This window comes from Paenibacillus rhizoryzae (assembly GCF_059686995.1).
Window position 1 is genome coordinate 754,753 of sequence record NZ_JCAALT010000002.1, and the last position, 23,573, is coordinate 778,325.

The 23,573-nt window shown below is 51.5% G+C and carries 23 protein-coding genes; 5 read left to right on the forward strand and 18 right to left on the reverse strand.

What is annotated here, in order from left to right; all coding sequences use genetic code 11:
• Positions 1-15: 15 nt before the first annotated feature.
• From AC6ESO_RS08455 to AC6ESO_RS08465, 3 genes are all read right to left on the reverse strand, one after another.
• A complete protein-coding gene (locus tag AC6ESO_RS08455) occupies positions 16-1,389 on the reverse strand; it encodes an ABC transporter substrate-binding protein (protein WP_497090994.1) in 1,374 nt (457 codons plus the stop codon).
• 123 nt (positions 1,390-1,512) lie between these two features.
• Positions 1,513-2,346 carry a carbohydrate ABC transporter permease gene (locus AC6ESO_RS08460; protein ID WP_497090995.1) on the reverse strand — a complete coding sequence of 278 codons (834 nt, stop codon included), beginning with the start codon at positions 2,344-2,346 and terminating at the stop codon, positions 1,513-1,515.
• Between the two features lie 2 nt (positions 2,347-2,348).
• Positions 2,349-3,236: a carbohydrate ABC transporter permease gene (locus AC6ESO_RS08465; RefSeq protein ID WP_497091077.1), complete on the reverse strand. Its 888-nt coding sequence runs from the start codon at positions 3,234-3,236 to the stop codon at positions 2,349-2,351.
• Positions 3,237-3,407: 171 nt separating this feature from the next.
• On the opposite strand from AC6ESO_RS08465, the gene AC6ESO_RS08470 reads away from it, so the two are divergent.
• Positions 3,408-5,252 (forward strand): sensor histidine kinase, encoded by a 1,845-nt coding sequence (locus AC6ESO_RS08470; RefSeq protein WP_497090996.1) that lies wholly within the window; start codon positions 3,408-3,410, stop codon positions 5,250-5,252.
• Positions 5,249-6,961, forward strand: a complete 1,713-nt coding sequence (locus tag AC6ESO_RS08475; RefSeq protein ID WP_497090997.1) for a response regulator — start codon at positions 5,249-5,251, stop codon at positions 6,959-6,961. The genes AC6ESO_RS08470 and AC6ESO_RS08475 overlap by 4 nt, the downstream gene beginning before the upstream one ends.
• Here the strand turns inward: AC6ESO_RS08475 and AC6ESO_RS08480 are convergent.
• From AC6ESO_RS08480 to AC6ESO_RS08500, 5 genes are all read right to left on the reverse strand, one after another.
• Positions 6,900-7,301: a hypothetical protein gene (locus AC6ESO_RS08480; protein ID WP_497090998.1), complete on the reverse strand. Its 402-nt coding sequence runs from the start codon at positions 7,299-7,301 to the stop codon at positions 6,900-6,902. The genes AC6ESO_RS08475 and AC6ESO_RS08480 overlap by 62 nt on opposite strands.
• Before the next feature lie 87 nt (positions 7,302-7,388).
• The gene (locus AC6ESO_RS08485; protein WP_497090999.1) at positions 7,389-8,222 is read right to left on the reverse strand and encodes a phytanoyl-CoA dioxygenase family protein; all 834 of its coding nucleotides are present in this window, start codon (positions 8,220-8,222) and stop codon (positions 7,389-7,391) included.
• Positions 8,223-8,371: 149 nt separating this feature from the next.
• Positions 8,372-9,145, reverse strand: coding sequence for a helix-turn-helix domain-containing protein (locus AC6ESO_RS08490; RefSeq protein ID WP_497091000.1), 774 nt, complete (start codon positions 9,143-9,145; stop codon positions 8,372-8,374).
• A 23-nt stretch (positions 9,146-9,168) separates the two neighbouring features.
• A complete protein-coding gene (locus AC6ESO_RS08495; protein ID WP_497091001.1) occupies positions 9,169-9,540 on the reverse strand; it encodes a VOC family protein in 372 nt (123 codons plus the stop codon).
• 1 nt (position 9,541) lies between these two features.
• Positions 9,542-9,685 (reverse strand): hypothetical protein, encoded by a 144-nt coding sequence (locus AC6ESO_RS08500; RefSeq protein WP_497091002.1) that lies wholly within the window; start codon positions 9,683-9,685, stop codon positions 9,542-9,544.
• A gap of 103 nt (positions 9,686-9,788) precedes the next feature.
• Between AC6ESO_RS08500 and AC6ESO_RS08505 the strand changes: the two genes are divergently transcribed.
• On the forward strand, positions 9,789-10,079 hold the full coding sequence (locus tag AC6ESO_RS08505) for a hypothetical protein (RefSeq protein ID WP_497091003.1): 291 nt from the start codon (positions 9,789-9,791) through the stop codon (positions 10,077-10,079).
• Positions 10,080-10,174: 95 nt separating this feature from the next.
• Here the strand turns inward: AC6ESO_RS08505 and AC6ESO_RS08510 are convergent, their stop codons facing one another.
• From AC6ESO_RS08510 to AC6ESO_RS08520, 3 genes are all read right to left on the reverse strand, one after another.
• Positions 10,175-10,705 (reverse strand): DnaJ family domain-containing protein, encoded by a 531-nt coding sequence (locus AC6ESO_RS08510; RefSeq protein WP_497091004.1) that lies wholly within the window; start codon positions 10,703-10,705, stop codon positions 10,175-10,177.
• 276 nt (positions 10,706-10,981) lie between these two features.
• Entirely contained in the window at positions 10,982-11,122 is a 141-nt protein-coding gene (locus tag AC6ESO_RS08515; RefSeq protein WP_497091005.1) for a hypothetical protein, read from the reverse strand.
• Positions 11,123-11,746 (reverse strand): discoidin domain-containing protein, encoded by a 624-nt coding sequence (locus tag AC6ESO_RS08520; protein WP_497091006.1) that lies wholly within the window; start codon positions 11,744-11,746, stop codon positions 11,123-11,125.
• Positions 11,747-11,854: 108 nt separating this feature from the next.
• On the opposite strand from AC6ESO_RS08520, the gene AC6ESO_RS08525 reads away from it, so the two are divergent.
• Positions 11,855-12,178: a MocE family 2Fe-2S type ferredoxin gene (locus AC6ESO_RS08525; protein ID WP_497091007.1), complete on the forward strand. Its 324-nt coding sequence runs from the start codon at positions 11,855-11,857 to the stop codon at positions 12,176-12,178.
• Positions 12,179-12,197: 19 nt separating this feature from the next.
• On the forward strand, positions 12,198-13,430 hold the full coding sequence (locus AC6ESO_RS08530; RefSeq protein ID WP_497091008.1) for an NAD(P)/FAD-dependent oxidoreductase: 1,233 nt from the start codon (positions 12,198-12,200) through the stop codon (positions 13,428-13,430).
• A gap of 87 nt (positions 13,431-13,517) precedes the next feature.
• Here AC6ESO_RS08530 and AC6ESO_RS08535 read toward each other — a convergent pair whose 3' ends face one another.
• The 7 genes from AC6ESO_RS08535 to AC6ESO_RS08565 form a co-directional block, all read right to left on the reverse strand.
• Complete coding sequence (locus AC6ESO_RS08535) at positions 13,518-13,724, reverse strand: CLC_0170 family protein (protein ID WP_497091009.1); 207 nt, start codon at positions 13,722-13,724, stop codon at positions 13,518-13,520.
• Between the two features lie 12 nt (positions 13,725-13,736).
• Positions 13,737-14,963, reverse strand: a complete 1,227-nt coding sequence (locus AC6ESO_RS08540; RefSeq protein ID WP_497091010.1) for a Ger(x)C family spore germination protein — start codon at positions 14,961-14,963, stop codon at positions 13,737-13,739.
• Complete coding sequence (locus tag AC6ESO_RS08545) at positions 14,932-16,053, reverse strand: GerAB/ArcD/ProY family transporter (RefSeq protein WP_497091011.1); 1,122 nt, start codon at positions 16,051-16,053, stop codon at positions 14,932-14,934. The genes AC6ESO_RS08540 and AC6ESO_RS08545 overlap by 32 nt, the downstream gene beginning before the upstream one ends.
• 3 nt (positions 16,054-16,056) lie before the next feature.
• Positions 16,057-17,679, reverse strand: coding sequence for a spore germination protein (locus tag AC6ESO_RS08550; protein ID WP_497091012.1), 1,623 nt, complete (start codon positions 17,677-17,679; stop codon positions 16,057-16,059).
• Between the two features lie 163 nt (positions 17,680-17,842).
• Positions 17,843-20,008 (reverse strand): ADP-ribosylglycohydrolase family protein, encoded by a 2,166-nt coding sequence (locus AC6ESO_RS08555; RefSeq protein WP_497091013.1) that lies wholly within the window; start codon positions 20,006-20,008, stop codon positions 17,843-17,845.
• A gap of 135 nt (positions 20,009-20,143) precedes the next feature.
• Complete coding sequence (locus AC6ESO_RS08560) at positions 20,144-21,961, reverse strand: cache domain-containing sensor histidine kinase (protein ID WP_497091014.1); 1,818 nt, start codon at positions 21,959-21,961, stop codon at positions 20,144-20,146.
• Positions 21,939-23,549, reverse strand: a complete 1,611-nt coding sequence (locus AC6ESO_RS08565) for a response regulator (protein WP_497091015.1) — start codon at positions 23,547-23,549, stop codon at positions 21,939-21,941. The genes AC6ESO_RS08560 and AC6ESO_RS08565 overlap by 23 nt, the downstream gene beginning before the upstream one ends.
• Positions 23,550-23,573: the final 24 nt, after the last annotated feature.

Genomic DNA, 23,573 nt, shown 5'->3' on the forward strand with positions numbered 1-23,573 from the left:
CGCTCAGCCATTTCCTTATTTCTTCACGATGTCCGCTACCGCTTTATCAAACTTGCCAAGCAGCTCGTCGGATTTGATGCGTTTGCCCATGTATTCCTGCATCGCAGCACCGAATTGTTGCGTGATGCCGTCTGGGAAACGATCCCACTGCCAGCCCTTCACTTGATCCGGGTGTTCTTGGGAGAACGTTGCGAAGTCTGCCGCGATTTTGCCGATTGCCGCTGGATCAGCCGGAATCGAAGTGATCGACGGGATAAATTTGAAGTCGGTTGCTACGAATTTCTTGCCTGTTTCCGAAGTAGCCATCCAGTTAAGGAACGCTTTTGCTTCATCCGGATGAGCGGATTTGTTGTTCACAACCCAGTTGCTTGGTACGCCTGTGAATACGTTCGGTTTGCCTTCCAGCGGTACCGGCATCATGCCCAGGTTCAGATCCGGATTCACTTCATCCACCATACCTTGGATCCAGTTACCATGTTGAATCATTGCGTATTTGCCAGCAGCAAACTCTGCCACTTGCGTGTTGTAGTCCGTTGTCAGAGCGGCCTTCTGGCCGTTTGCGAACATGATGTCTACTAGGCGAATCCATTGTTTGGTAAGCGGATCGTCCTTGAATGTTTTGGTGCCTGCTTTGATTTCATCGATGAATGCAGCAGGATCAGCTTGCGTTGCGTTCGCGATATTAAAGGTATGAATACCGAGCGACCACCACTCGTTCGTCAATGCGAAAGGAATAATCCCTGCATCTTGAAGCTTCTTGCAATCCGCTTCCAGTTCATCAAGCGTTTGCGGAAGCGTCGTAATGCCTGCTTTTGCAAACAGATCTTTGTTGTACGTCAAGCCGTACGCTTCAAGCGTCATTGGCATGCCGAGCAGTTTGCCGTCGCGCGAAATTTGTGCACGGGAAGCTTCTACCAGATCCTTTGCCCATGGCTCATTGGAGAGATCCACCGCACGATCTACATAAGGATCGAAGCCGGCCCAGCCGCTGGAGGTAATGATTTCCGGCTCTTCGCCCGCTGCAAGCTCAGCCTTCAGCAATGCGCTGTAGTCCTCGCCGCCGCCATGCGTTTCGATTTCAACCTTCACGCCTGTTTCTTTCTCATAAGCTTCTGCCATCTTGGCAAGCGCAGCTGCAATCTCGACTTTGAATTGGAATACTTTAATCGTTACCGGCTCTTTCGGCGCGTTTGTTGTCTCTGTAGTCGCCGAATTGTTTGCAGCAGCAGTGTTGTTAGCTGCAGCAGTGTTGTTAGCTGCAGCAGTGTTATTAGCAGCTTTCGCGTTCTCCCCGTCTGTGCTGTTGCCCCCGTTATTATTGTTGCTGGAACATCCACTTGCGATAAGTGCAGTGGCAAGCGTAAGTGCGAATATCGATCTCTTTTTCATGATTGGCCTCCCAAAGGGTTTTGGTTACATTTCCAATTATAGAGTGCATATTTCGGCTATTACACCGAATAAATTGAACTAGATAGTGTAATATTTTGATTAAATTAGGTAAATATCAATTTATTACCCCTTAACTGATCCTGCCGTAATGCCTTGAATAATATGTTTTTGTAGAAAAAGGAAAAATGCAATGATCGGCAATGTACTCAAAGTAAGCGACGCCATCGCCAAATCCCATTTGCGCAAATATTGTCCGAAGAACTTCTGCACCGCTAGCGGAATCGTGGTGAAGTTGTCGTTGATGACAAGCACCGGCAGCAAATAGTCGTTCCAAATCCACAGCACGTTCAGAATGATAACCGTAACGGCAATTGGCTTGAGCAGCGGGAATACGATGCGCCAGAACACGCCATAAGGCGAACAGCCATCCACAACAGCAGCTTCTTCAATCTCAAGCGGCACCGATTTGATAAAGCCATGGAACAGAAACATCGAGAGCGAGATCCCAAAACCGATGTAGCAAATGACGATTCCGTATACATGCCCGCGCAGTTCAAACAGCGACGTGATGCGCATCAGCGGCAGCATGACCGATTGGAACGGAATAATCATCGCCGCGACATAGACGGTAAACAGGAACTTATTGAACGTTGTCGGTTTTCTCACCAAACGGTAAGCACTCATACTCGCAACTATTACCAGACAGCCAACGCTGAGCACTGTAATAACTAGGGAGTGCATGAATACGACCGGAAAATCAATCGCGATCCAAGCTCGCTTGAAATTCCCAAACCCCCAGCTCGTCGGCAGCTCAGCTGCGTTTAATAGAATGGCGCCAAGCTTTTTGAACGAATTAATGACTAGAAAATAGAAAGGCGTCAGGAAAAGCAGCGCCAATAGTACGCATGCTAGCTCGAATACGAAAAGGAGTGGCGTATATCGTTGTTTGTCTTCCATCGTTACGCTTCCACCTCTTTCTTCTTGGTGAACCATACCTGTGTGACGGTGATCAGCGCGACTGCGAAGAAGAAGATCATCGCTTTGGCCGTACCCAATCCGTATCGATTATTCGTCAGCGCCTCACGATAAATGTTGAGTGCGATCGATTCAGATGCATAGCCCGGTCCGCCGGCCGTTAAGGACAAATTCAGATCGAACATCCGGAAGGCATTCGATGTCGTCAGGAACAGACAAATCGTAATGGCCGGCATTATAAGCGGAATCGTGATCGAGCGGAAAACCTGCCACGCATTAGCGCCGTCTATACGAGCTGCTTCCGTCAAATCCTTCGGGATTCCAATAATCGCTGCGATATAGATGATCATCATGTAGCCTGCCGTCTGCCACACGAACACGTTAACAATCCCCCAGAATGCCGTAGTCGGCGTACCGAGCCAAGGAAGATTGAAGAACTCCAGCCCCGTCGCTTCGCCGACAGCCGCAAACCCGCGGACGTAGATAAAGTACCAAATGTAGCCCAGCAGCAAGCCGCCGATTACATTCGGCAGGAAGAAGATGGTGCGAAGCACATTTCGACTCTTCAGATTGCGAGTAAGCAGCATCGCCAATAATAGCCCCATCACATTGGTCGCCAGAACGGCTGCCAATGTAAATCTCGCCGTAAACCAGAAAGCGGTCCAGAACCGTTCATCATCCGTGAAGATCCGATGAATATTCTGAAAGCCGACCCATTTCGCATGGTTCAGATCCAGCCCGTCCCACTCCGTAAACGTATAATAGAAACCCATAAAGAACGGCACCGCGACGATAAGCAGAAAAATCAGAAGTCCCGGTCCGACAAATACGGTTTGCTGCAGCCATTCATGCCATTTGATTTTGCGATTCACGCTCTGCACCTAGATGTCCCCTTTCTTAACCCTCGTACCTCAGTATAGCGGCTCCCGATAACACCAATCGACAGAAGATCGTGAACTTCATGGTGGAATATATTGACCAACTCACAATTCATAGCGTATGTTTATACCAAAATCCACGCCATCGATTCGGGAGGCGCATCCTTGACCACAACCTTGTTCAAAAACACGACAATCCGTAAAAAGATGATGATGCTCTTCTTAATCGCCACTATACTGCCCATAGCCGCTTCCATCGCAATCTCGTATCACGAGACGAAGTCCTCGATTACGAAGGAGGCCATCTCGAAGAACAACCGGCTGCTCGCACTCGGGGGCACGAACATCATCAACTATATGAACAATATCAACCAGAAGTCGCTTGCCGTCTACAATTCGATGAATGTTCCCCGCTCACTCTACTATATTTTGGAGCACAATATGGAGAACGAAGTGTTCCCCAACCAAATCAGCGATGTCATCCAGAACCGCAATTTGCTCAAGGATCATCTCTACAATATCTATCAAAGCGTGCAGGAGTTTTATAAAATCAGACTCTACGTAGCAGGTCAGAACACCAGCTATCTACTATGGAATGACGACATTAAAGTTGGCAAACATCAGAACGGTTCAATAGCGATGGCTTCCAAAACCTATATCGAACCGACCCATTTGAGCCACAATTACGGGCTGTCCATTAAGTCTCCCGTGAAAGAAGAACAGGTCTTCACCCTTCATCGTCCGATCTTCTTAGCCCCGAGCAGCACGCAGCTGGCGGAGCTTACGATTGATGTGAAAACAACCGTGCTTAGTGATCTGAACCGTCAATTGTACGATGCCGGTCATGAGAATTTCTATCTGGTTGACGCCGATGGCGGTGTCCTGATCTCCTCCGATGAGTCCCAAATTGGCAAACGTCTGGATAGTGAATGGTTTCATAACGTACGGAATGCTTCGACGACGAAGGGGCATTTTGACTGGGATGGGAATGCGTTCTCCGGCATGATTTTCTACCAGCAGGTGAAGACCAACTACATGAATTGGTACCTAATCAAGCAAACGCCTAACAGCCATCTATACGCGACTGCCAATGAAACCGCTTTAATTAATACCTGGGTTGGGGCGGCCTTCCTTGCCATTGCTGTTATTGCCCTGATGCTCATCTCTTATCGTTTCACGAAGCCGCTGCTTGCGCTTATCGGTTATGTTAACAAGATCGATTCCGGTAATCTGAACGTCCACATCGATATCCAGAGCAATGATGAAATCGGGCTGCTGGCCAAGCGATTCCGGTCGATGATGCAGACGATTAACAATTTGATTTTGAAAGAATATAGACTCGAGCTTGCGAACAAAACCATTCAGCTCAAAGCGCTGCAGGCGCAGGTAAACCCGCACTTCCTGTATAATGCGCTGCAATCCGTTGGGACCGTGGCGCTGCAGCATGGCAACATGAAAGTATATCAGCTTGTGACGTCACTTGGGAAGATGATGCGCTATCAAATGGACATGGCAGATGTTGGGGTGGAGCTGAGCCGGGAGCTGGATTACGTGCAGGCCTACCTGGATTTGCAAAAAGAGCGTTTCGACACCTCGCTCGATATCATCTTGATGATCGACGAGCGCACTCGCAGCATAAGGCTGCCGAAGATGATATTGCAGCCGCTGGTGGAGAACTTCTTCAAGCATGGTTTCTTGCCTTCGGAGCGGCCGGCGAAGCTGGTAATTGCCAGTTCGCTTGGCGATGACGGGGCACTCACGATCGTGGTATCGGACAACGGGAAAGGGATATCTGCTGCACGTATGGCGGAGCTTAACCGGCTTCTAATGCAGGATCACGAGGTGGAAAACGAGGAGGAAGAAGGGCTGGCTATCGGACTTCGAAACGTCCTATTCCGTCTGAGGCTTTACTTTAAACAGGATGCGGCGCTTAGTATCCAGCATTTGCACCCGCATGGATTTTCGGTGACGCTTCACATTCCACATGCATTGGAGGACCAGCCTTTATGAAAGCACTCATAGTAGATGATGAACGGCATGTTCGCGAGGCGATTCGGCTGCTTGTGCCATGGCAGCAATTTGGCATTGAAACGGTGCTGGAGGCCGATGACGGGACGACCGGAATGGCGATGATTCAGGCGCAGCGGCCTGCGCTTGTATTCACGGATATGATGATGCCCCATATGGGCGGCGACAAGCTGATGGAATGGATGGCGGAGCATGCGCCGGAGAGCAAAATCATCGTCATCAGCGGGCATGATACGTTTGATTTTGTCCGCACGGCCGTGAAATTCGGGGGCATGGACTACATCTTGAAGCCGATCGATGCGGAGCAGCTGACGAGTGCCGTGGAACGGGCGGTCAGCAGCTGGCGCAGCGAGGATGCGAGCCGCTCGCGCGCGCGCGGGCAGGATATTGAGCTGAATCAGCTCAAGCCGCTTTATTCGGAGCAGCTGTTGGCTGCTCTGATGAAGGGGACAGGATCTGCGCAGGAGTTCGCGCAGGCGATGAAGCCGTTTGGGATGCGGTATGGAGCTGGCGGGGGCGGAATTGGGAGTGCTGGCGGCGGGACTAGCGCTGCTGGCGAGGGCAGAACTGTGAAGGACGCTGCGACTTTGGCCGCTTCCGAGACGATCATTCGGACTGCTGTTGTGGAGCTAAGCTCCACCCCACCTGCCGTTGCAGATAAATTCGGCTCTTCCGGCCGGGATCTCTTTGCTTATGCTGTAGCCAACATCGTGAATGAGATGCTGCGCGAGCGCGGTGCGGGTCACGCCTTCCGCCATCACGCCGGAGCTGAGCAGGAGATTGTCCTGCTCTTCTGGGGTAACCCGGATGATGTGCCCGGACTGCTCGTCGAGTGCAACGACGCCTTGTTCGTCGCATTGAAAGCGCGGCTGGCCATAGGACTCGGCCTGCCGGTTGCTTTCCCGTCCGGACTTACCGCTTCCTACCGGCAAGCGCGGACTGCACTGATGCAGCGAAACCTGCTGCAAACGGGTAAATGCATCCACTGCTTTGATGTTCGGTCGGCTACTTCTACGGAGCCGGCATTATTCTTCAGCCCTTACGAGGAGCGAGTACGCTACGCCGTGCAAAGCGGCAGTCCGGTTAACATCCGCCGCGCGCTGCAGCTATGGTTCGACGCTCTCGATCAGAGAAGCCGGCTGACGCCGGATAATCTCCTGCTCTGGCAGAGGGAATTCCAGCTCGCCGCAGCGATTTGGGAAGGCGGACGCAATGTCGCCGAGGCGGACATTCCCTATTCGAGAGAAGGCAGCAGCTCCTTGCCTGTAGATGCTGGCGGCGCTTTCCAGTATGCAGCATGGAAGGAAGCTTTCGTCCGCGAAGCATGCGAGATCGGAGCCCGGCTGAACGCCGCCAGCGAGCGTGGCAGCACCATTCGCGACATCGCTGCTCATATTGAGAAGTTCGCTCATGAAGACCTGACGCTGCAGAGTATCTCGGACAAGTTTCATCTCAGCCGCGAGTACATCTCACGCAAATTCAAGCAGGAGCTGAACCAGAATGTCTCGGACTTCATCACCGCTTGCCGGATCAACCGGGCAAAGATTCTACTAGCAAGCGCACACTTGAAGATCACCCAAGTCGCCGAAATGTCCGGCTTCCAGGACGAGAAGTACTTCAGCAAAGTGTTCAAGAAATTAATGGACTGCACGCCAAGCGAATTCCGCAAGCGGCAGTATGGGATGGAGTAGGGGCTCGGCGGGAAACCCGGAAAGCTCGGCGCATGTAGATCTCTACATGCGCTTCTTCCGCCGAAAACACGGCCATCCCGCTCATGTAGATCCCTATGTACCCTTCTTCCGCCAAAAACCCGGCAATCTCGCTCATGTAGATCCCTACGTACCCTTCTTCCGCCGAAAACCCGGCAATCTTGCTCATGTAGATCCCTACGTACCCTTCTTCCGGCGAAAACCCGGCAATCACACTCATGTAGATCCCTACGTACCATTCTTCCGCCGAATACCCGGCAATCTCGCTCATGTAGATCCCTACGTACCCTTCTTCTGCCGAAAACCCGGCAATCTCGCTCATGTAGATCCCTTCATGCCTTTCTTGCGCGCCACATAACAAAAAAAAGGGCTGCCGATCACATGATCGGCAGCCTCGCAACTTCACCTATTATCGCACCAATTCCGGCTGGTGTTCCTTCAGCCAACCGCGCAGCGGCACATCCTCGTCCGTCGGACTGTAATAGCCGTTGCAATTCACGCCTGCGCCAAGCAGCTGACGGCGGATCGGATCGGCGCTCTCCCACAGGTGCTGCACGGTCATATCGTCCTTCGTGCGGATCCAACGGTATCCGTAGCCGTAGAACAGCACTTTGCGCGTGTAGTCCGACCAGTTCGGCGAACCGGCATGCCAGGTGCGGCGATCGAAGAAGACCGCTGACCCCGGCTTCACGCATACCGGAATGGCGCCTTCCGGCTGGCCTTGTCGATCAGCCGGCATCTCCAGGCTGTCCTTCAGGTGACTGCCCGGCACCACCCAGAAGTTGCCCCGGTCCGGCTCCGACACATCGGAGAGGAAATACGCCACCTTGAGCGATAAGCGCGGACGCGGATGCGACTCCATCTCCATATTGACGCGACCGCTGTCCTGGTGCCAGCCGAACGTCGCATCGCTCTTCGCTTTCCCCGACGGAGGCGTCGCAATCATATGCGCATGATACAAGTAGATGTTCCAGCCGAGAATGTCCCATACCTTCGGCAGCACTTTATCGTAATCCACCAGGTTTAGAAAAGATGAATGATCAGGAATAAAGTTTGGATAAAACAATGCCGTCTTCGGATCATGGCCGCTGCTTAGCTTATCTTCATAAATACGGTCAAATTCCGTAGTCAGTTCAGCAATCTGCTCCGGCGAGAGCGCATCCTCCACAATCAAATAACCCAATTCGTTAAACTGTTTCCGTTCTTCTTCGGTCAACGCATACTGCAAGCAAGATGGATCCACGCGTAATCCCCTCCGTATGATTGGTAATCAACCTGTTTCAATCATAGATGGTTTACGTGCTCCTTTCGAGTAACGATCTAGCTTTCTTTTGGACGATTCAACGATTTCGATGACAGCGCTGCCACAAACTAACACCACTGCCACCCCACTCAGCCCGTTCTCCCCTTCATAAATGCCGTAGGCGAGCAGCCCGTCACTTTCTTGAACACCCGGTTAAAATACGCCTGATCACAGAAGCCCGTCTCCTCTGCGATATCGCTGATCGACATCATTTTGTCGAACATCAGCTCTTTCGCCTTCGCGATCCGAACATGGTGCAAATAATCAATCGGGGACAAGCCCGTGACCGACTTGAACAGATGCGAGACATGATTCGGCGTCCTCCCCGTCAATTGCGCCAGATCATCCAGCGATACGGATTCCTTATAATGATCGAGCAGATAGGTTTTGATATCCTCCGCCATCTCAATCTTCTTAGCCGGAAGCTTCCACTTATCCCGCTCGTAGTTGATAATGCTAAGCAGCTCCAGCAGAATCGCGTAACAAGTCGGCTCCGAATACGGCCCCCTCATGAGCCAATGATGCTTCAATAACATGAACCGCTGCTTAAAATATTCAAATCCGCTGATCGTCGTTTTGCAATAACGATTCTCCGTTAGAAGCGGAAGCAGCATGCGATCACTATCGTCCAGCGTAAAATGAGTCGCATACCGCTGATGCTCTTCACTCGAAATCCCTCCGCGTACCGTGCCGGCCGGCATGAAGAGAACATCCCCTTTTTGGAGCAAAACGGACTCATCATTGACGTAATAGATGATTTTCCCCTTCGTCACTACGAGCAGAATGTGAAACTGCGTGGGGCTTTTGCCCATTTCCCATTTACCGTGAAAATCCTTCGCATAACAGGTATGAAGCTTGATCATAGCTGACTACCTCCTGCAATCCGTTATCGCTCCGTGCTCCATATTTCAATGAAATTGCCATCCGGATCATAGAAGGAGAACGACTTGCCCTGATAATCGAAGAGCTGGCCGACCTCAATGCCTCGCTCCGCAAATTCATGATAAGCAGCCTCCGCATCTTCCACCTTAAAACCATACGAGGACTGCAGCGATCCATCCGGGTATACGAAATGCGAATGAAGCCTATGCTCGTTCTGCTGGAATAGGATACGAATGCCCGTATCATTCGCTAATTCGATATAGAATGGATCCTCTTTCACTACGCGAAATCCCACATGTTCACCATACCACGCAATGGACTTCGTGAAACTGCTTACCGGAACGTTCAGATAGGTGCTCCTTAATTGGATCGGCATATTATTGGAATCGCTCCATTTCTTCCTGATTTGAACAATCCAAACAAACCAATTTCCCATTCTCCAAAATCATACCTTCCACAAATCCATCCTTGCAGTAAATGTCCTTCTTACATTGCTCACACTGCCCGACTAGCTCCTGCATCACGCTGCCTCCTTCGATCCTTCAGCCCCCATCCCTCGCATAACCGGATCATCTATAGTAAAATGAGGACTTAGCTACACTAAACGAGTATGGGGTGCCCGACATGTCCATTAATTTCACCAAAGCAATTGTCGATCGTTTGCAACGCGAAATTGCTGAAATAGAGAGCAAAATACCGCAAGAGAAAGCCAAGACGGATAAGGCGCAAGCGAAAATCAAGCAGCTGCAGCGCGACATGAAGCTAAGTCAATCCGCAAGTGATTTAAGCAGCAAGATGTCACGGATGAATAAGCTAAATGAAGAGATTAAGGCAAGCACGCGCAAGCAAGCCGATCTGGCCAAAGAGCTGGTCACGAAAAAAGCTGCTCTTAAGCAGCACCTGCCAAAGGACTAACCTTGTCCTAGTTATTTCCATCTGTACCTTGATTATTAAGCTGGCGCCGATGGGAAGTCAACCAAAATAAAAGCAGCCCGCCCGGGCTGCTTTTGTTATTTCCAAAGCTCAAACTGCTGCTGCATCGTTTCCTTCGTTATGCGCCTCTTTTGCAAAATCGCACTCGGCACCATGTTGTTGTACTTCATGATTTTCTTGTTGATTTCAGTAAGCTCCGATTCGATACTGCCACTGCCACTGCTGTTTCTGCCACCATCTGATGAAAGTAGCAGCTTCTGCAGTTGATCCCGGATTTCATGCTGCAGCATCAGCCAAGCCGGCAAGAAATTAGCTTCCTTCAGAAAACTGTTGGTCATATCGCCCGAAGGAACCTCGATTGGCTTCCCTTTTCCGGGCAGATGATCGAACGCGCCTTTTCGCTCCTGCTCCTTGTACATCTCACCGATCCAATCCTGCGTGGACAGACCGGAATTCCAGAATTGTCTAGACTCGACCGCAGATTCGGGACGTTCCGTTTCCGCAGTAGATTCCACCGTTAATTCGGACTTCGCATTCGGCACTTCGTCTGTTTGCGGAGTATCGACTGATGTGGATTGTTTTTTGCTCTTTCTGAACCAAAAACCCATCCTGCTCACCACCTGAAATAGACTAGTAAACGAAGAAATACTTCCTGCTACTAGTTTACAAATAACGACGCGAACATGTACCCCGCACCTTTGTAGATTCCTTGAACAGTACGGAAATTCCACGCACAAGGTGAAACGGCTGACGCCGTCCTTTGATGGCGTAGCGCGGTTCATTCCGGAGATTTCTAAGCTCATTCATAGATGTGGAACTTATAAATTCTTAGAAATTAGAAAAGGGAACCGGCCAACCTTGAGAGGGCGGTGCTTCCCTTCTTTTTACTGATTATAAACCTCAAACTCATAGATGGATGGCGTATTGGTCGCCGAGTTAATCAGCAGCCTGACGCTCGTACCCGTTACCGGCGCGAAGGTCACCGTCTTGCTTGCACCAATCGTTGTTCCCGTGGCGCTATCCACCTAAGCCGAGCCATTCCAGTAGGAGATCTTGAAGCTCGTAATCCGCGTATCGAACTCCTTCAGCACCACCGTATTAAACGTCGTACTGCTGCCAAAATCAATCTGCAGCCATTCCCCCGCACTTGTTCCCGAAGCCGAGTTCCATCTTGTTCCCGCTGAGTCGCCATCGTTGGCCTTCGCAGGCGCATAGTTCGCATCCCACTGGCTTGAGCCCCAAATCGTCTTGTTCAGCCCCAAATTCACCGGTGTTAAACTTACATTATCAAAAGCGATCCAGTTCCCTCCGTTAGCGACGGAATAGAATCCGATCTGAACGCTGCCATTGCTGACCGGAACGCTCGGAATCGTGACCGTCGTATAAGTGGAGGTCGTCGGAATGTTCACAGACAGCTCTGCCCCGCCATAGTTCTTAGCAACCATCCTCGCCTGGCTCTGGCCGCCGCTTGATCTTACATTCGCTTTCAGCGTATACGTTCCGTTCGGCAAACTAATATCTTGGCTTGTGTACACGTTATAGGCTGTCGCTTTCCAGTGCACCGCCTCGTAGGAACCTCCGCTCATTCCGCCTGCTTGCGTGTAATCCGCATCGATATTCGCACCTTTATAATCGCCGCCCCACGTCATCCAGCCCGGTATGTAGGATCTGTATAATAGACAGCAGATGGAGCAATGTTTATAATGGAATAACGAAGGTGAAACGTTTCACCATTACGAACAGGAGGAAGTTAACACATGAGTACACTAGAAGGCTGGATTGAAGTTTGTGAAGTTGACGATATTGATGAGGAGGATGTCATCCGTTTCGATCATCAAGACCGGACGTTTGCCGTCTACCATTCCGATAAAGGGAAATTTTACGCGACCGACGGCTTTTGCACCCATGAGAAGGTTCACTTATCCGACGGTTTGGTGATGGGGCACACGATTGAATGTCCGAAACATAACGGCAGATTCGACTATACGACGGGACAAGGCAAGAAAGCTCCTGTCTGCGAAGATCTCAAAACCTATCCGGTTCAAGTGGAATCGGGCAAGGTCTATATCAAACTTGACTAAGACAGGAGACTTAACATAGATGACACAACCGGGAATGGTTATTATCGGCGCCGGCGAGGCTGGTGCAAATGCGGCAATGGAGCTGCGCAATCAAGGCTACACGGGCGGCATTACGCTGATCGGCAAGGAAAATCGTACGCCTTACGAGCGTCCGCCGCTATCGAAGAGCGTCCTGCTCGAAGAAGAAACACCGGCTCCGACATTCATGCTGGATGCGGCTAAGCTCGACGAGCTTAATATTCAGCTGCTATCGGACAGCCATGTAACAAGCATCGATCGCGATGCACATCGGATTGTACTGGCAGACGGCAGAGAGCTGTCCTATGAGAAGCTGCTGCTAGCAACAGGTGCAAGCCCGCGCAAACTGATCATGGAAGGCTCCGATACATCCGGCGCCATGTACCTTCGTACCTTCTCCGATGCGCTTGCGATTCGTTCGCAGCTGCACGCGGGCAACCATATCGTCATCATCGGCGGCGGCTTCATCGGCCTTGAAGTTGCGGCGAGCGCGCGCGCGCGCGGCTGCGACGTTACTTTGCTTGAAGTTGGCCCGCGTATTCTGACGCGTGGCGTACCGGAAGAAATCGCGAATGTCGTGGAAGCGAGACATCGCGAAGCCGGCGTTACGTTCAAGATCGGCACGGCCATCAGCCGCATCACGAACGATAACGGCACGCAAATCATTGAACTGGCCGATGGCACTGTAATTCGCTGCGATGCCCTCATCATCGGCATCGGCGCCGTGCCTGAGATTGCGCTGGCCGAAGGCTGCGGCCTTGAGATTGAGAATGGCATCCGCGCCAACGAGAAGCTTGCTACGAGCGACCCGGATATTTTCGCGGCCGGCGACTGCTGCTCCTTCCCTCTTGCCCTGTACGGCGGCAAGCGCGTCCGTCTGGAATCGTGGCGCAATGCGCAGGATCAAGGCATTCTTGCCGCGCAAAACATGCTCGGCGCAGATCAGCCGTATGAAGCGATTCCCTGGTTCTGGTCGGATCAATACGACGAGTCGCTGCAGGTAGCGGGCCTTGTCGACTTCGGCAGCGCGAATAAGATCAAACGCGAATCGGCCGACAATGTGCATTTCTTCTTCCATCTGGCAGAAGACGGCACGCTGGCAGCAGCCAGCGGCATCGGTCCCGGCATCGCCAAGGACATCCGCCTGGCGGAGATGCTCATCGAGCGCAAAGCCGTCATCGATCCGGCAGTTCTCGCCAGCGCGGGCACGAAGCTGAAATCGCTGCTCAAATAATGCAAATCGCCCGCCATTATGCAGACATGCATATTGGCGGGCGATTTTATTGTGCAAGCGGGCGCGGGCCCATCGCTTGCCACGTCATTACAAGAAAAAGTAATTACCAATAAGCATCGCAGCTCCTAATCCGAGGTTCGTCCATCCCAGAACCTTGGAAAGCCTGCGCTCTTTCTCCATTTTCTTGATCCGATATTCCTTAATATCGAATTGCAGAATCAACATGCCGGTTAACCAGAATAAGGGGATGGAGTAACCGATATAGCTAATGGCGACAAAGCCTCCGCCGAACATGACTTCTCCTCCTTATCTGGATTTCATACCGACTCGTCTTACATTAATTTGGACATCCAGATCGAACTCGACTTCCTTGTACATCTCCTGCCAGCGCTCCTTCGTGCGAACCCTTGAATTCCAATATCCCGGCTTTTTCGCGCGCACATATTCGCCAAAACCGAAAATATCCGAGCCATCTGCTTGCGTTTGTCTGAGAAATTTTCTATAGATCTGAATCGCCTTTTCCTTCTCATCTTGTTCAATTCGCTTCAAGATACTCGAATCATCGATGGCAACTGCCTCGCTAAGCTTCTCTTCCACATTGATCTCAAGGGCGATATGAATGGTGAACCGGGGAAGCCCATTTACAATGCGCACAACTATCTTCTTGTCTCGGTGCGTGATTGTCGTCATGACGTTCTTCTTCGGTCCGCCAAGATCGACAAAGATGCGGTAACCGGCAGGATTAATGCCCTTGACCCCCATGTAGGCTCCGATTTGACTCGCGTTTGTATGGCCAACCATCTTATTGCCTCTAAAATAGGCCAGACCGGCAATTTGGACGTTTTGTTCCTTGCGAATAGCGACATAAGGCAGGAAACCTTCCTCCCCCAGCTTTACCGAGTTGCTCCAGAAATTGCCGATGTAATTGGACGGGAACTTTCCCATTCGAGTGCCTTCATCCAGCGTTGCCATTAAATAAAGCGTCGGCACCCGTTCCAGCTTCGGAGCAGCCTTCATGAGCGCCTTCGCATTGCCTTCCGAAATCATGAGCCAGGCCAATCGTCTAACCTCCGAATTACGGTGGAAGAAATCGTTGACGTTCTCAAGTCCTCTTCTCGCGACGCTCTCGGACACGACGATGACGCGCAAATGTCCGAAGAACAGTCTGCTGGAGAGCTGTTGCTGCAAGTTCATCAACGCATCATCGACGGAGTGTCCCACTGAATCCAGCACCCAGAGTGTTTCTTGCGTGCCAGCGCCGCTGCTGCCTCCGCTTTCTCCCGGTCCAAGCGGAATCCGGCCAGGCAAGGCGATTTGAACCGTTACCCGAACCAAGTCCGTCTGAGGCGCTGTCTGCGTAACCTGGGACTCTCGCTCCTCCTGCGTTCGCTTGCCGGCTTCGTCAATCGATATCCCCAGTACGACGGCGCGTTCCTCGATTTCAAGCCGGTCCCAGCAGCCGCTTAGGAGCGGTACTGTCAGCACTATAACAAGCAAGGTCTTAACCGACCGGATCCAAGGGATCTGGCTCATTGCGCTCGCCTCTCTTCCCGCGAATGAGTGAGATAATGTACAGGAATGCCGGATATCCGATCGTGATAAACAAGCCGATTCGTCCGATGTCTTCAATAATGTCATACATTTGCAAAATATTTTGAGGAAGGATCGCCATAACGAAAACAAACGGAAGAAAGAAGAAGGCGAACATGTTATGGTCCTTCAAACGAAACAGATAGCTGGTAAAGCGAATCATTAAATAATAACTGGAAAACAGCGTCGTAAATACCGCCGTTACCCAAACCGCCAGAAACGCCGCATCCAGCCGTTCCAAGATATTGGCCGGCAACGAAGTAGCCTTAGCCAATTCCAGTGTAGGCCACAACAAATTACGGATTTCCTCGGCGCCGAAGACACCTACCGCCGCAACGACGATCGCGACATAAAGACCGCCCGAAACGATCATCGCCGCTATACTCGCCTTCAGCGATTTGTTCGGATTATGCATGCTGGGAATAATGATTGTCATGATGAAGGAGCCTTGAAACAAGGAAGCAACCGTCAGAATACCAGGCAGCATATGAGCATGGTTATTTCCCCATACCGGCTGAAGATTGATAACGTCCGCATTTTTTAAGGAAAGCGCGATAATGAGCAGCGCAGGCCCAAGGAGAAACGGGAAATAGAACAGATGGATATAGGTAAAGGTCACCAGGTTGTTGCGCGTGGAAACGGCGGCAAGCAGCAGCATCACGATGACAGTCACCTCAAGGGGCGTATTCTTGAGTACGGAGGTGACGACAACCTCACCGAACTCGCGTGCGGCAAGTGAAGTCAGAACGGCGAAGAAGGCAATAATCATTAGACTTCCCATGGCGGCCAGCCATTTGCCTATGATGGCCTCGCTATACTCCACGAAGGATTGATTCGGAAACCGCATGCCGAGTATGCTGATCAGCCCAAGCCCGATGAAACCGACCAAGGCGCCTAATAACGTAACAAGCGGCGCACCTGCGTCTGCCGCGCGCACCGTAAACAAAGGTAGCGGGAGAACGCCTACACCAATGATGGTGCTGACCAGAATGGCGGCAGACTGAATCGTTGTAATTGTACGGGTGTTCTGCATACCTTATTGCTCCTCATTAGATGGTTTGAAGTTGCTGGGATCCAGCACATTCTTAGGCTGCTCCTCAGCCGATTTCCCGGTGGAAACCCGTTTCATGTCCTGCGTCTGCAAAGACGCAGGGCGTTCCGTCATCCATTTCAACGGACTCCGGATGAGGAGGTCCTTCATTCCCTTGAAGTTTCCCGGAATAAGCGGGCTTAGGTAAGGGACACCGAATGACTTTAAGGACAGCAGATGGTTCGCAATGAGAATCAGTCCAATCACGACGCCATACAGACCGAATATGCCCGCCATGATAATTAGCGGGAAGCGCAGCAGACGCAAGGCGAGCGCGGCATTATAGGCCGGCGTTGCGAAGGAACCGATCGTGGTCAGCGCAATAATGACAACCGTAATCGGGCTCGCGAAGCCGGCCGCTACCGCAGCTTGGCCGATAACCAGCACACCGACAATCGACAGCGCTCCGCCCACCTGCTGCGGCAGCCTAATCGTTGCCTCCCTCAATACTTCCATCGAGATCTCGATGATGATGACCTCAACCATGGCTGGGAAAGGGACGCCTGCCCGCCCACCGGCCACCGCTACCGCAAATTCCGTCGGAATCAGCTCCGGATTGAAGGAGATGATGGAGACGTAGATCGCTGGGAAAACCAGCGAGAAAACAAGCGCCACCAATCTCGCCAGCCGAATGGCGCTCATGAGCAGAAACCGTTCCGTATAGTCCTCGACGGTCTGATAGAACTGGCTGAACACCGTGGGAACGATGAGCGCAAGCGGCGATCCGTTCACTAGGATGGCTACCCTGCCCTCCAGCAAATTCGCGACGACTTTATCCGGACGCTCCGTATACTGCACCTGCGGAAATGGGGTTACGTGGTTATCCTCGATAAACTGTTCCAGGTAACCGGAATCCAGCACGGCATCGATATCGATTAAAGAGAGCCGGCGTTTCACTTCATCCACAAGCTCTGTGTTGGTGACCCCATCCAAGTAACATACGGACACCTTCGACCGGCTTCTGCGGCCGATCTCTAACGAATGAATGCGAAGCTCCGGCGTTTGAAGCCGGTAGCGGATCAAGGCGATATTTTTCTCCAGCATCTCAATAAAGCCTTCGCGCGGACCGCGAATAACTTGCTCGGTGGCCGGCTGATCGACGGCTCGCTTCTCTACGCTGCTTGTGCTAATCGAGAAGGATTCCTCCAATCCATCGATGACCAAAGCGGTATCTCCGCGCAGGATGCATGAGATCAGACCGGAAAGCTTCATTTCCGACTCAACGCCGCTGTGATAGAGAACGTCATCGATCACGATATCGCGCAAACTTTGTATTTCGACGCTCCTGCCTTCCAAGTGAGCTGGCAAGTGCATTAGCGGCTTTAGGATATGATTGTTTATCGTCGCGAGGTCTGACATCGTGCTATAGAAGAACAATACCGCATCATAGCGCCCGAATAGATGAAAACGGCGCATAATAAAATCGCCGTCATCCATCATAATGCTCTGCACGGCTTCGATAGCTTCCTCAAGGCTGCCTGAAAAGCCGACATTTAATTGGGCATCCAATATGGGGGCTGACGCTTTCGTTATGTATCTCGATTTGCTTGTGCTCTGTGCCTGCTTCATCGTTCTCCGCTGCCTACTCTCACCAATCCAATGGATAATAGTAGTAATTTACCCTGAAATGTACAAGACTATTATGCAGCGGGCTTAAATCAAAAAGCGGCGGTGCAGATGATCAACCTCTGCACCGCCGCTATTCTCTTCCTATACACATCCCACGAGCGTACTAGTGTCCCTTAACACGGAAAGAAGCATATTGGGTACGGCTGCCGTTCTTATTTGCAAAGCCTATCATTCCGTTCAAATAAGGCGCGGTCTCATCCTTATATCGAATCACAGTATCTCCATTAACAGTAACTTCGAAGTCACCGCCAATTGCGCTAATCCCTACCTCATACTCCTGGCCGCAAGCCCATTCGAAGTCTACGCTTGCGAGCTCGCGATAGCCGTTCTCGTTCTTGTACAAGCGGAACGTATTCCCTTCGGAGAAGCCTGCGGCATAAGAACGAATACCACCCTGCACGCGGAAGAGAATACGATGCTCGCTGCCCGATTGCGGAATGACCGAAGCCGTATAGCGGTAATCCTTCCACTGCAGATCTCCCGTATAGCTCTCGGCTGACTCGCCGTAATAGCTGCCGCATAGCTTACCTTCATCCAGCGTCCACAAGCCGCGCAAATAGGTGAGCTGGCTTACTTCAATATGCGTGCCGGTCCACTTCTCCAGACGTTCCTGCGCAAAGTCGACCGCATAATCGGGCTTCCCGGCGAAGTGCATGTCGTCCACATAAGCGATCAGCGGTCCCCAGCCTCCTTCGGGAATCCATTCGATACCTGCTTCTAGCAGACAGACATCCTCCATCGCCGGGATGGAATAAGTAAGCTCCGTCCATTGCCCTGGAGTCAATGTCGTTTTCTCTCCGTAATGGCGGACGCCGGCATTTCGGTCTCGCACATAAAGTCGCACCTGGATCGACCTTTTCTCCGTCTTCGGCAGCATTACCTTCGCCGCAATCGACTGCCCCGGGTAAAGATTCGGCGAAAAGCATGGATCGTACCGGCTGTCGTTGAAATCCTCAGGACGGTAATAGGTTTGTCGGTAAGCCCGATAGCCTTGTCCGCCGTGGGAACGATCGAATACGACTTTGAGCGAGCGCTCTCCGCTTGCCGCGGCTTCCGTCGTGTTCTCCACGAAGCTCGTGACATGATGGCTCCGGTCGTCCCAATCGGTCTTGAACGCGTGCGTTGAACCCGGAAATTCAAAATGGAACTGCGATTGCCCGCCGCTTAAGATTGGCTTCCATTTGTCCGAAGGTTTGGTGCCCGCGATGCGATAGCCCAAATCGGCCACGTACTGGGCGCACCACGGCAAATCGATCGCGTTCAGGGAACCAATGACGCTTGAGCAGCAGAGGAAATCGTTGATTGGCTTGCGCCACGATGGATCGATGCCGTCTAGGCCGACCATCACGCCCATAATCGTACCCACGTTACCGACGTTGCAATCGGTGTCCCATCCGCACATATTGCATATATTAATCGCCTTGGAGTAATCGCCTCCGGAATAAAGCAAGGATAAGACGATGACCGCGGAGTTCGGGATAATATGGCAGACGCCGGGATAACGATCATAACCGTAGTTGTCAAATACGAACTTGAAGCAATCCCGCCAATTTTCCGGATTACGGTGATAGAACGCGATCACGTCTTTCGTCATCCGGGTATATTCGCAATCCTCAGGAATAACGTCCAAGCCTGCCTTGATAATCGCTTCGATATCCCGCTCCACAAAAGCGGCTGCGATACAGGCCGCAATGAACATGCCTCCGTATTTGCCGTTGCCGTCATGCGATACACTGGCAATTTTCTCCGCATAATGGGCAGCCAGTCTTGGGTTGCCAGGCGCGATCAATCCCCATGCGTCGATGAAAATTTGCCCGCCGATTTGCTCGGCGACAGCGCTTCCATTTAACGCCGTAGAGCCGGAACGCGGTGCCATGATACCGTTCTTCAAGTTCAGGTACGCGGTATGCTCCGTGGATTTACCGTAGCCGCCCCACCAATAGAAACCATGTCCGTCAGGCGCATAATTGAGCCAAGTCAGCCCCATCTGCTCTGCGGAGATGTCAGGCGTATGCGTATAATCCTCAAGCGCCCGCAGGAAGAACAGCGGGCCGTTCGTGTCGTCGTCAGCCGCGAAATTTTTGAATTGGTGCAAATAACCGGTCATTTCGCCGAACGTACGCTCCAGCTGCTCGTAGGACCAGCCTTCGACGTTGCCGCCATGGCGGACGCCGATCGTTTTCCCCACCCATCCCGCATATACGCGTTCCACATAATCCTCAGGCATTGTATGATTCGCAAGAGCCGATCTTTCGGAATTCCCCATCATTCCCTTTCACACTCCGTTTTATCATTTTCCAATCCAGCCGTGTTGTCCGCACCAGAGGAATTGCCCTCATCATACATCAGGGCACCCGCATCGAAATATCAAAATAACCGGACATTTGTGCTCGAAAACGTTCCTTTATTCCGTTTGGTACGGCAATCGGATGAATACCGACGTACCCAAACCGGGCTTGCTCTTTACTTCTACACCGTAATCGTGTCCGAATTGGAGCTTAATCCGTTCGTTCACGTTTCGCAGGCCATAACCGCCCTTTTGGTTCAACTGTGAATTTGCATCCAGCAGCATAGCTAATACCTCTGGCTCCATGCCGACTCCATCGTCGCTCACCTCAAGCTGGACGCTCCCCCCGTTATACCCTCCCTTGATCAAGATCGAAATTTGTTCCTTCTCATGGCTGAGTCCGTGCAGAATCGCGTTCTCGACGATCGGCTGTAAAATCAGCTTCAGCACAGTGGCGTCCATAATGCCTTCATCGAGCGCGTAGATCGAGCGGATGCGGTTTTTCATCCTATATCGCTGAATATCGATATAAGCTTTAATGCATTCGAACTCCTCCCGCATCGTAATGACATCCTTTCCCTTGCTCAGGGAAATACGGTAGAACTTCGCCAGGCTTTCGACGATCTCGCATACGTCGTCATTCCCGTTCTTCCGCCCAAGCCAGCTGACCGTGGACAAGGTATTGTACAGAAAGTGCGGATTGATTTGGCTTTGGAGTGCCGTCAATTCTGCTTCCTTTCTCTTAATCGTGAGCGTATAGACTTCGTCGATCAAATATTTCATGCGTTCCGCCATTTGATTAAAGCTATGGTCCAGAACGGCGATTTCATCCTTCCCGCTCACAAACCGCCCCGTCTCGATTTCTCCGTTCCTCATTCTTTGGATGCGCTTGAGCAGAATGGTCATACGGGAGAGAATCAGATTCGAGAAAATGATCAGCAAAGCTACCGACACGGCTGCGCTGACAAGAATAAACAACAGCCCGTAATTTCGCATGTTCTTCGTTTCTTCCAGCAGACGGTTGACCGGAATCATATAAACCATTTTCCAGCCGTTCGACAATTCGCTGTACATGACTTTGAAATGGTCCTCGCTCCGCTGCAGCAGAAAATCGCCGCTAGCCTGCCTCCCGATTTCGCCCAGCACGTCCGCTTCCAGGTTATTGCCCAAGCTAGCCCGATCATTGGACGTAATGATATTCCCATCTGGCTCCACGAGGTAGATTGCCTTGTCGGTTCCCTCTTTGGAAAGCAGCTGATAGAACTCCGATTCCTTGATTTCAATCGTCAGCAAACCTACCGAATGATGATCCGTATAAAACTCCAAGGGCCGATTATAGCTAAATACGCGGGTATTCGGCGCGTTGCGCCTTAATTCCACGTCCCAATACAAATTACCGTCCGGTACGGATCTCACCTTCCCCCAATATCCTTTATACTTGGATGCCGAGGCTCTCTGGAAATTAAGCTGACCCGCGATTTTGTCGTCGGCATAGGTCAAATAGGGCTTGGCATTATACAGGCTCGCATTATGAAAATAAATACCGACGGTACGCACATCGTTTTTGAATTTCAGCAATACTTTGACCCGCTCGATGAAATCGCTCTCGACCTCGTATTTGTCCAGGTTCGAACTTTTGCTGTAATCCTTCTGGAGATCCAGGTTCAAATTGGTATCGAAGTAGAAATGATTGGATAGCTCCTCATACGAAGCAAGCCGGGTTTCCATATTGTACATCAACTGCTGCATCGAGATCCCGTAGGTAAGGTTGGTCTGATTCTCGATGATCTGATTCGCCTTATGCACCAGAAAGAAGCCCATGAACAGAAGCGGTAAAAAGGCCGCAATCATATAAGAAGCGATTAATTTCGGCTTCAGCCTGATCCGGTTAATGGTATGGTTGGGTAAATCGTTAAGCCAGGATTTGATAGGCATCTTTGAAATCCCCCGGCGATATGCCGTAAAAGTTTTTGAATACCGCGCAGAAGTATGAAACGTTCTCGTAGCCGACAGCAAGCGCGACTTCGTTTACTTTACGCTCAGGTTGGCGAAGCAGCTCGCTCGCATTTTTCATTCGGGTTTGCACGATGTACTCCTTCAACGTCATGCCCGTGTGGTTCTTAAATAGTTTCCGGACATAGCCCGGAGCCAGGAATACTCGGCCTGCTATGGAATTGATCGTTAAATCCGTCATGTACTCGCTTTTCACCCACTGCTTGATCGTTTGCACGATGTGTTCGTTTCGGTTGCCTTGGTTCTTCTTGATTAATTCAGCGATGCCTTGAATGTAAGCGACGACCCAAGCTGCAAGTGAATCAATGGTATCCATCAACATCAACTTCTCCCACGGTGCCTTTTCTTGCTCGAACGCCGCTTTCACCAGCTCTTTCTTCTCCGCAAGCGTTTGCAAAGCCGTATTTAGAAGATCGATCGCGACGAACCAGGCTTGTTCCTTCTTCATCGATTTGCCTTGTAAGCTGGTGGTAACGATTTGTTCAATCCTGGACGTATCGGAGGCGATAATCGCTTCCTCCAATTCATCTTTGGAGCGATGAACGAGAATCGGAACATCATCCCAGCTGCCTTCGTCTTCCTCGTGCCACAGCACATTTTGTGCGCCTGAATAAAACTTGCGTCCGACTGCAGTTCTGGCCATCCGGTAATAGCGCGGGCAGCTTCGAATCCCTTCCTCTGCCAGCGCAATGCCGATCGCAAGGGTCATGCCCGTTGACCGCTGCAGCTGCTGAATCCAGCTCGCGGCCGTCTGTTCCAAATGCTCTTCCATGTCTTCCTGCGTAAGAATCGGAGAACACGGAATCAGCACGACATATTCACCCTCCCGGGTCATGACGGCCGGCAAGCTCGTTTCCTCCCCGATCATCCCGCTGAGCTCTCGATAGACAGCGATCGTCTTCAAGTGCTCCGCATCCTCGCGGTCAGCCCCAAGCTCCTCCGCTTTCACGATCATGACGGCCGTAGGGATCACAGGCAGCGACAACCCATAGGACTCTGCCCGCTGCATCGTCCTATCGTCGTCGATCCGTTCGATGCCGAGCAGAATGTCCCGCAGCAGCTGCTCTCGCAGCAAGGGCAGGCTTTCTTCTACTTGATGCTTAAGCTGGACTTCCTCTTTCACGCGATGTTTCTCTTCCTGAATCCGGCCTATCGCTCCGGCAATCGTATCCATCAGGGTCTCTTTATTGATGGGTTTCATTAAGTAAGCAACCGCGCTCACATCCACCGCGTTCCTTGCCGCATCGAAATCCTCGTACCCGCTAATGAATATAAATTTGACGTTCGGATAATGCCGCTTCAACCGGCTCGCGAACTCCAGACCATTCATGCCCGGCATCCTCACATCTGTAATTACGATGTCCGGTTCCACGTCAACAAGAGCCTCCAAAGCGGCTTGGCCGTTCCACGCCTCGCCAATGATCGTGATGCCGAGCTGGTTCCAGTCAAAGAGCGAACGGATACCCTCCCGTTCCATATCTTCGTCGTCCACGATAAACAAGTTGATCATGATGATTCCTCCTTGCCGAAATTG

Coding starts and splice junctions, on each gene's coding strand:
- AC6ESO_RS08480 (WP_497090998.1), bottom strand. CDS start 7,301: ATGAGCGAGATTGCCGGGTTTTCGGCAGAAGAAGGGTACGTAGGGATC.
- AC6ESO_RS08490 (WP_497091000.1), bottom strand. CDS start 9,145: ATGATCAAGCTTCATACCTGTTATGCGAAGGATTTTCACGGTAAATGG.
- AC6ESO_RS08550 (WP_497091012.1), bottom strand. CDS start 17,679: ATGAAGCAGGCACAGAGCACAAGCAAATCGAGATACATAACGAAAGCG.
- AC6ESO_RS08495 (WP_497091001.1), bottom strand. CDS start 9,540: ATGCCGATCCAATTAAGGAGCACCTATCTGAACGTTCCGGTAAGCAGT.
- AC6ESO_RS08520 (WP_497091006.1), bottom strand. CDS start 11,746: ATGACGTGGGGCGGCGATTATAAAGGTGCGAATATCGATGCGGATTAC.
- AC6ESO_RS08505 (WP_497091003.1), top strand. CDS start 9,789: ATGTCCATTAATTTCACCAAAGCAATTGTCGATCGTTTGCAACGCGAA.
- AC6ESO_RS08560 (WP_497091014.1), bottom strand. CDS start 21,961: ATGCCTATCAAATCCTGGCTTAACGATTTACCCAACCATACCATTAAC.
- AC6ESO_RS08545 (WP_497091011.1), bottom strand. CDS start 16,053: ATGCAGAACACCCGTACAATTACAACGATTCAGTCTGCCGCCATTCTG.
- AC6ESO_RS08525 (WP_497091007.1), top strand. CDS start 11,855: ATGAGTACACTAGAAGGCTGGATTGAAGTTTGTGAAGTTGACGATATT.
- AC6ESO_RS08475 (WP_497090997.1), top strand. CDS start 5,249: ATGAAAGCACTCATAGTAGATGATGAACGGCATGTTCGCGAGGCGATT.
- AC6ESO_RS08555 (WP_497091013.1), bottom strand. CDS start 20,008: ATGATGGGGAATTCCGAAAGATCGGCTCTTGCGAATCATACAATGCCT.
- AC6ESO_RS08500 (WP_497091002.1), bottom strand. CDS start 9,685: ATGCAGGAGCTAGTCGGGCAGTGTGAGCAATGTAAGAAGGACATTTAC.
- AC6ESO_RS08510 (WP_497091004.1), bottom strand. CDS start 10,705: ATGGGTTTTTGGTTCAGAAAGAGCAAAAAACAATCCACATCAGTCGAT.
- AC6ESO_RS08455 (WP_497090994.1), bottom strand. CDS start 1,389: ATGAAAAAGAGATCGATATTCGCACTTACGCTTGCCACTGCACTTATC.
- AC6ESO_RS08460 (WP_497090995.1), bottom strand. CDS start 2,346: ATGGAAGACAAACAACGATATACGCCACTCCTTTTCGTATTCGAGCTA.
- AC6ESO_RS08565 (WP_497091015.1), bottom strand. CDS start 23,549: ATGATCAACTTGTTTATCGTGGACGACGAAGATATGGAACGGGAGGGT.
- AC6ESO_RS08535 (WP_497091009.1), bottom strand. CDS start 13,724: ATGTTCGGCGGAGGCTTTGTCGCCATTAGCTATATCGGTTACTCCATC.
- AC6ESO_RS08530 (WP_497091008.1), top strand. CDS start 12,198: ATGACACAACCGGGAATGGTTATTATCGGCGCCGGCGAGGCTGGTGCA.
- AC6ESO_RS08540 (WP_497091010.1), bottom strand. CDS start 14,963: ATGAGCCAGATCCCTTGGATCCGGTCGGTTAAGACCTTGCTTGTTATA.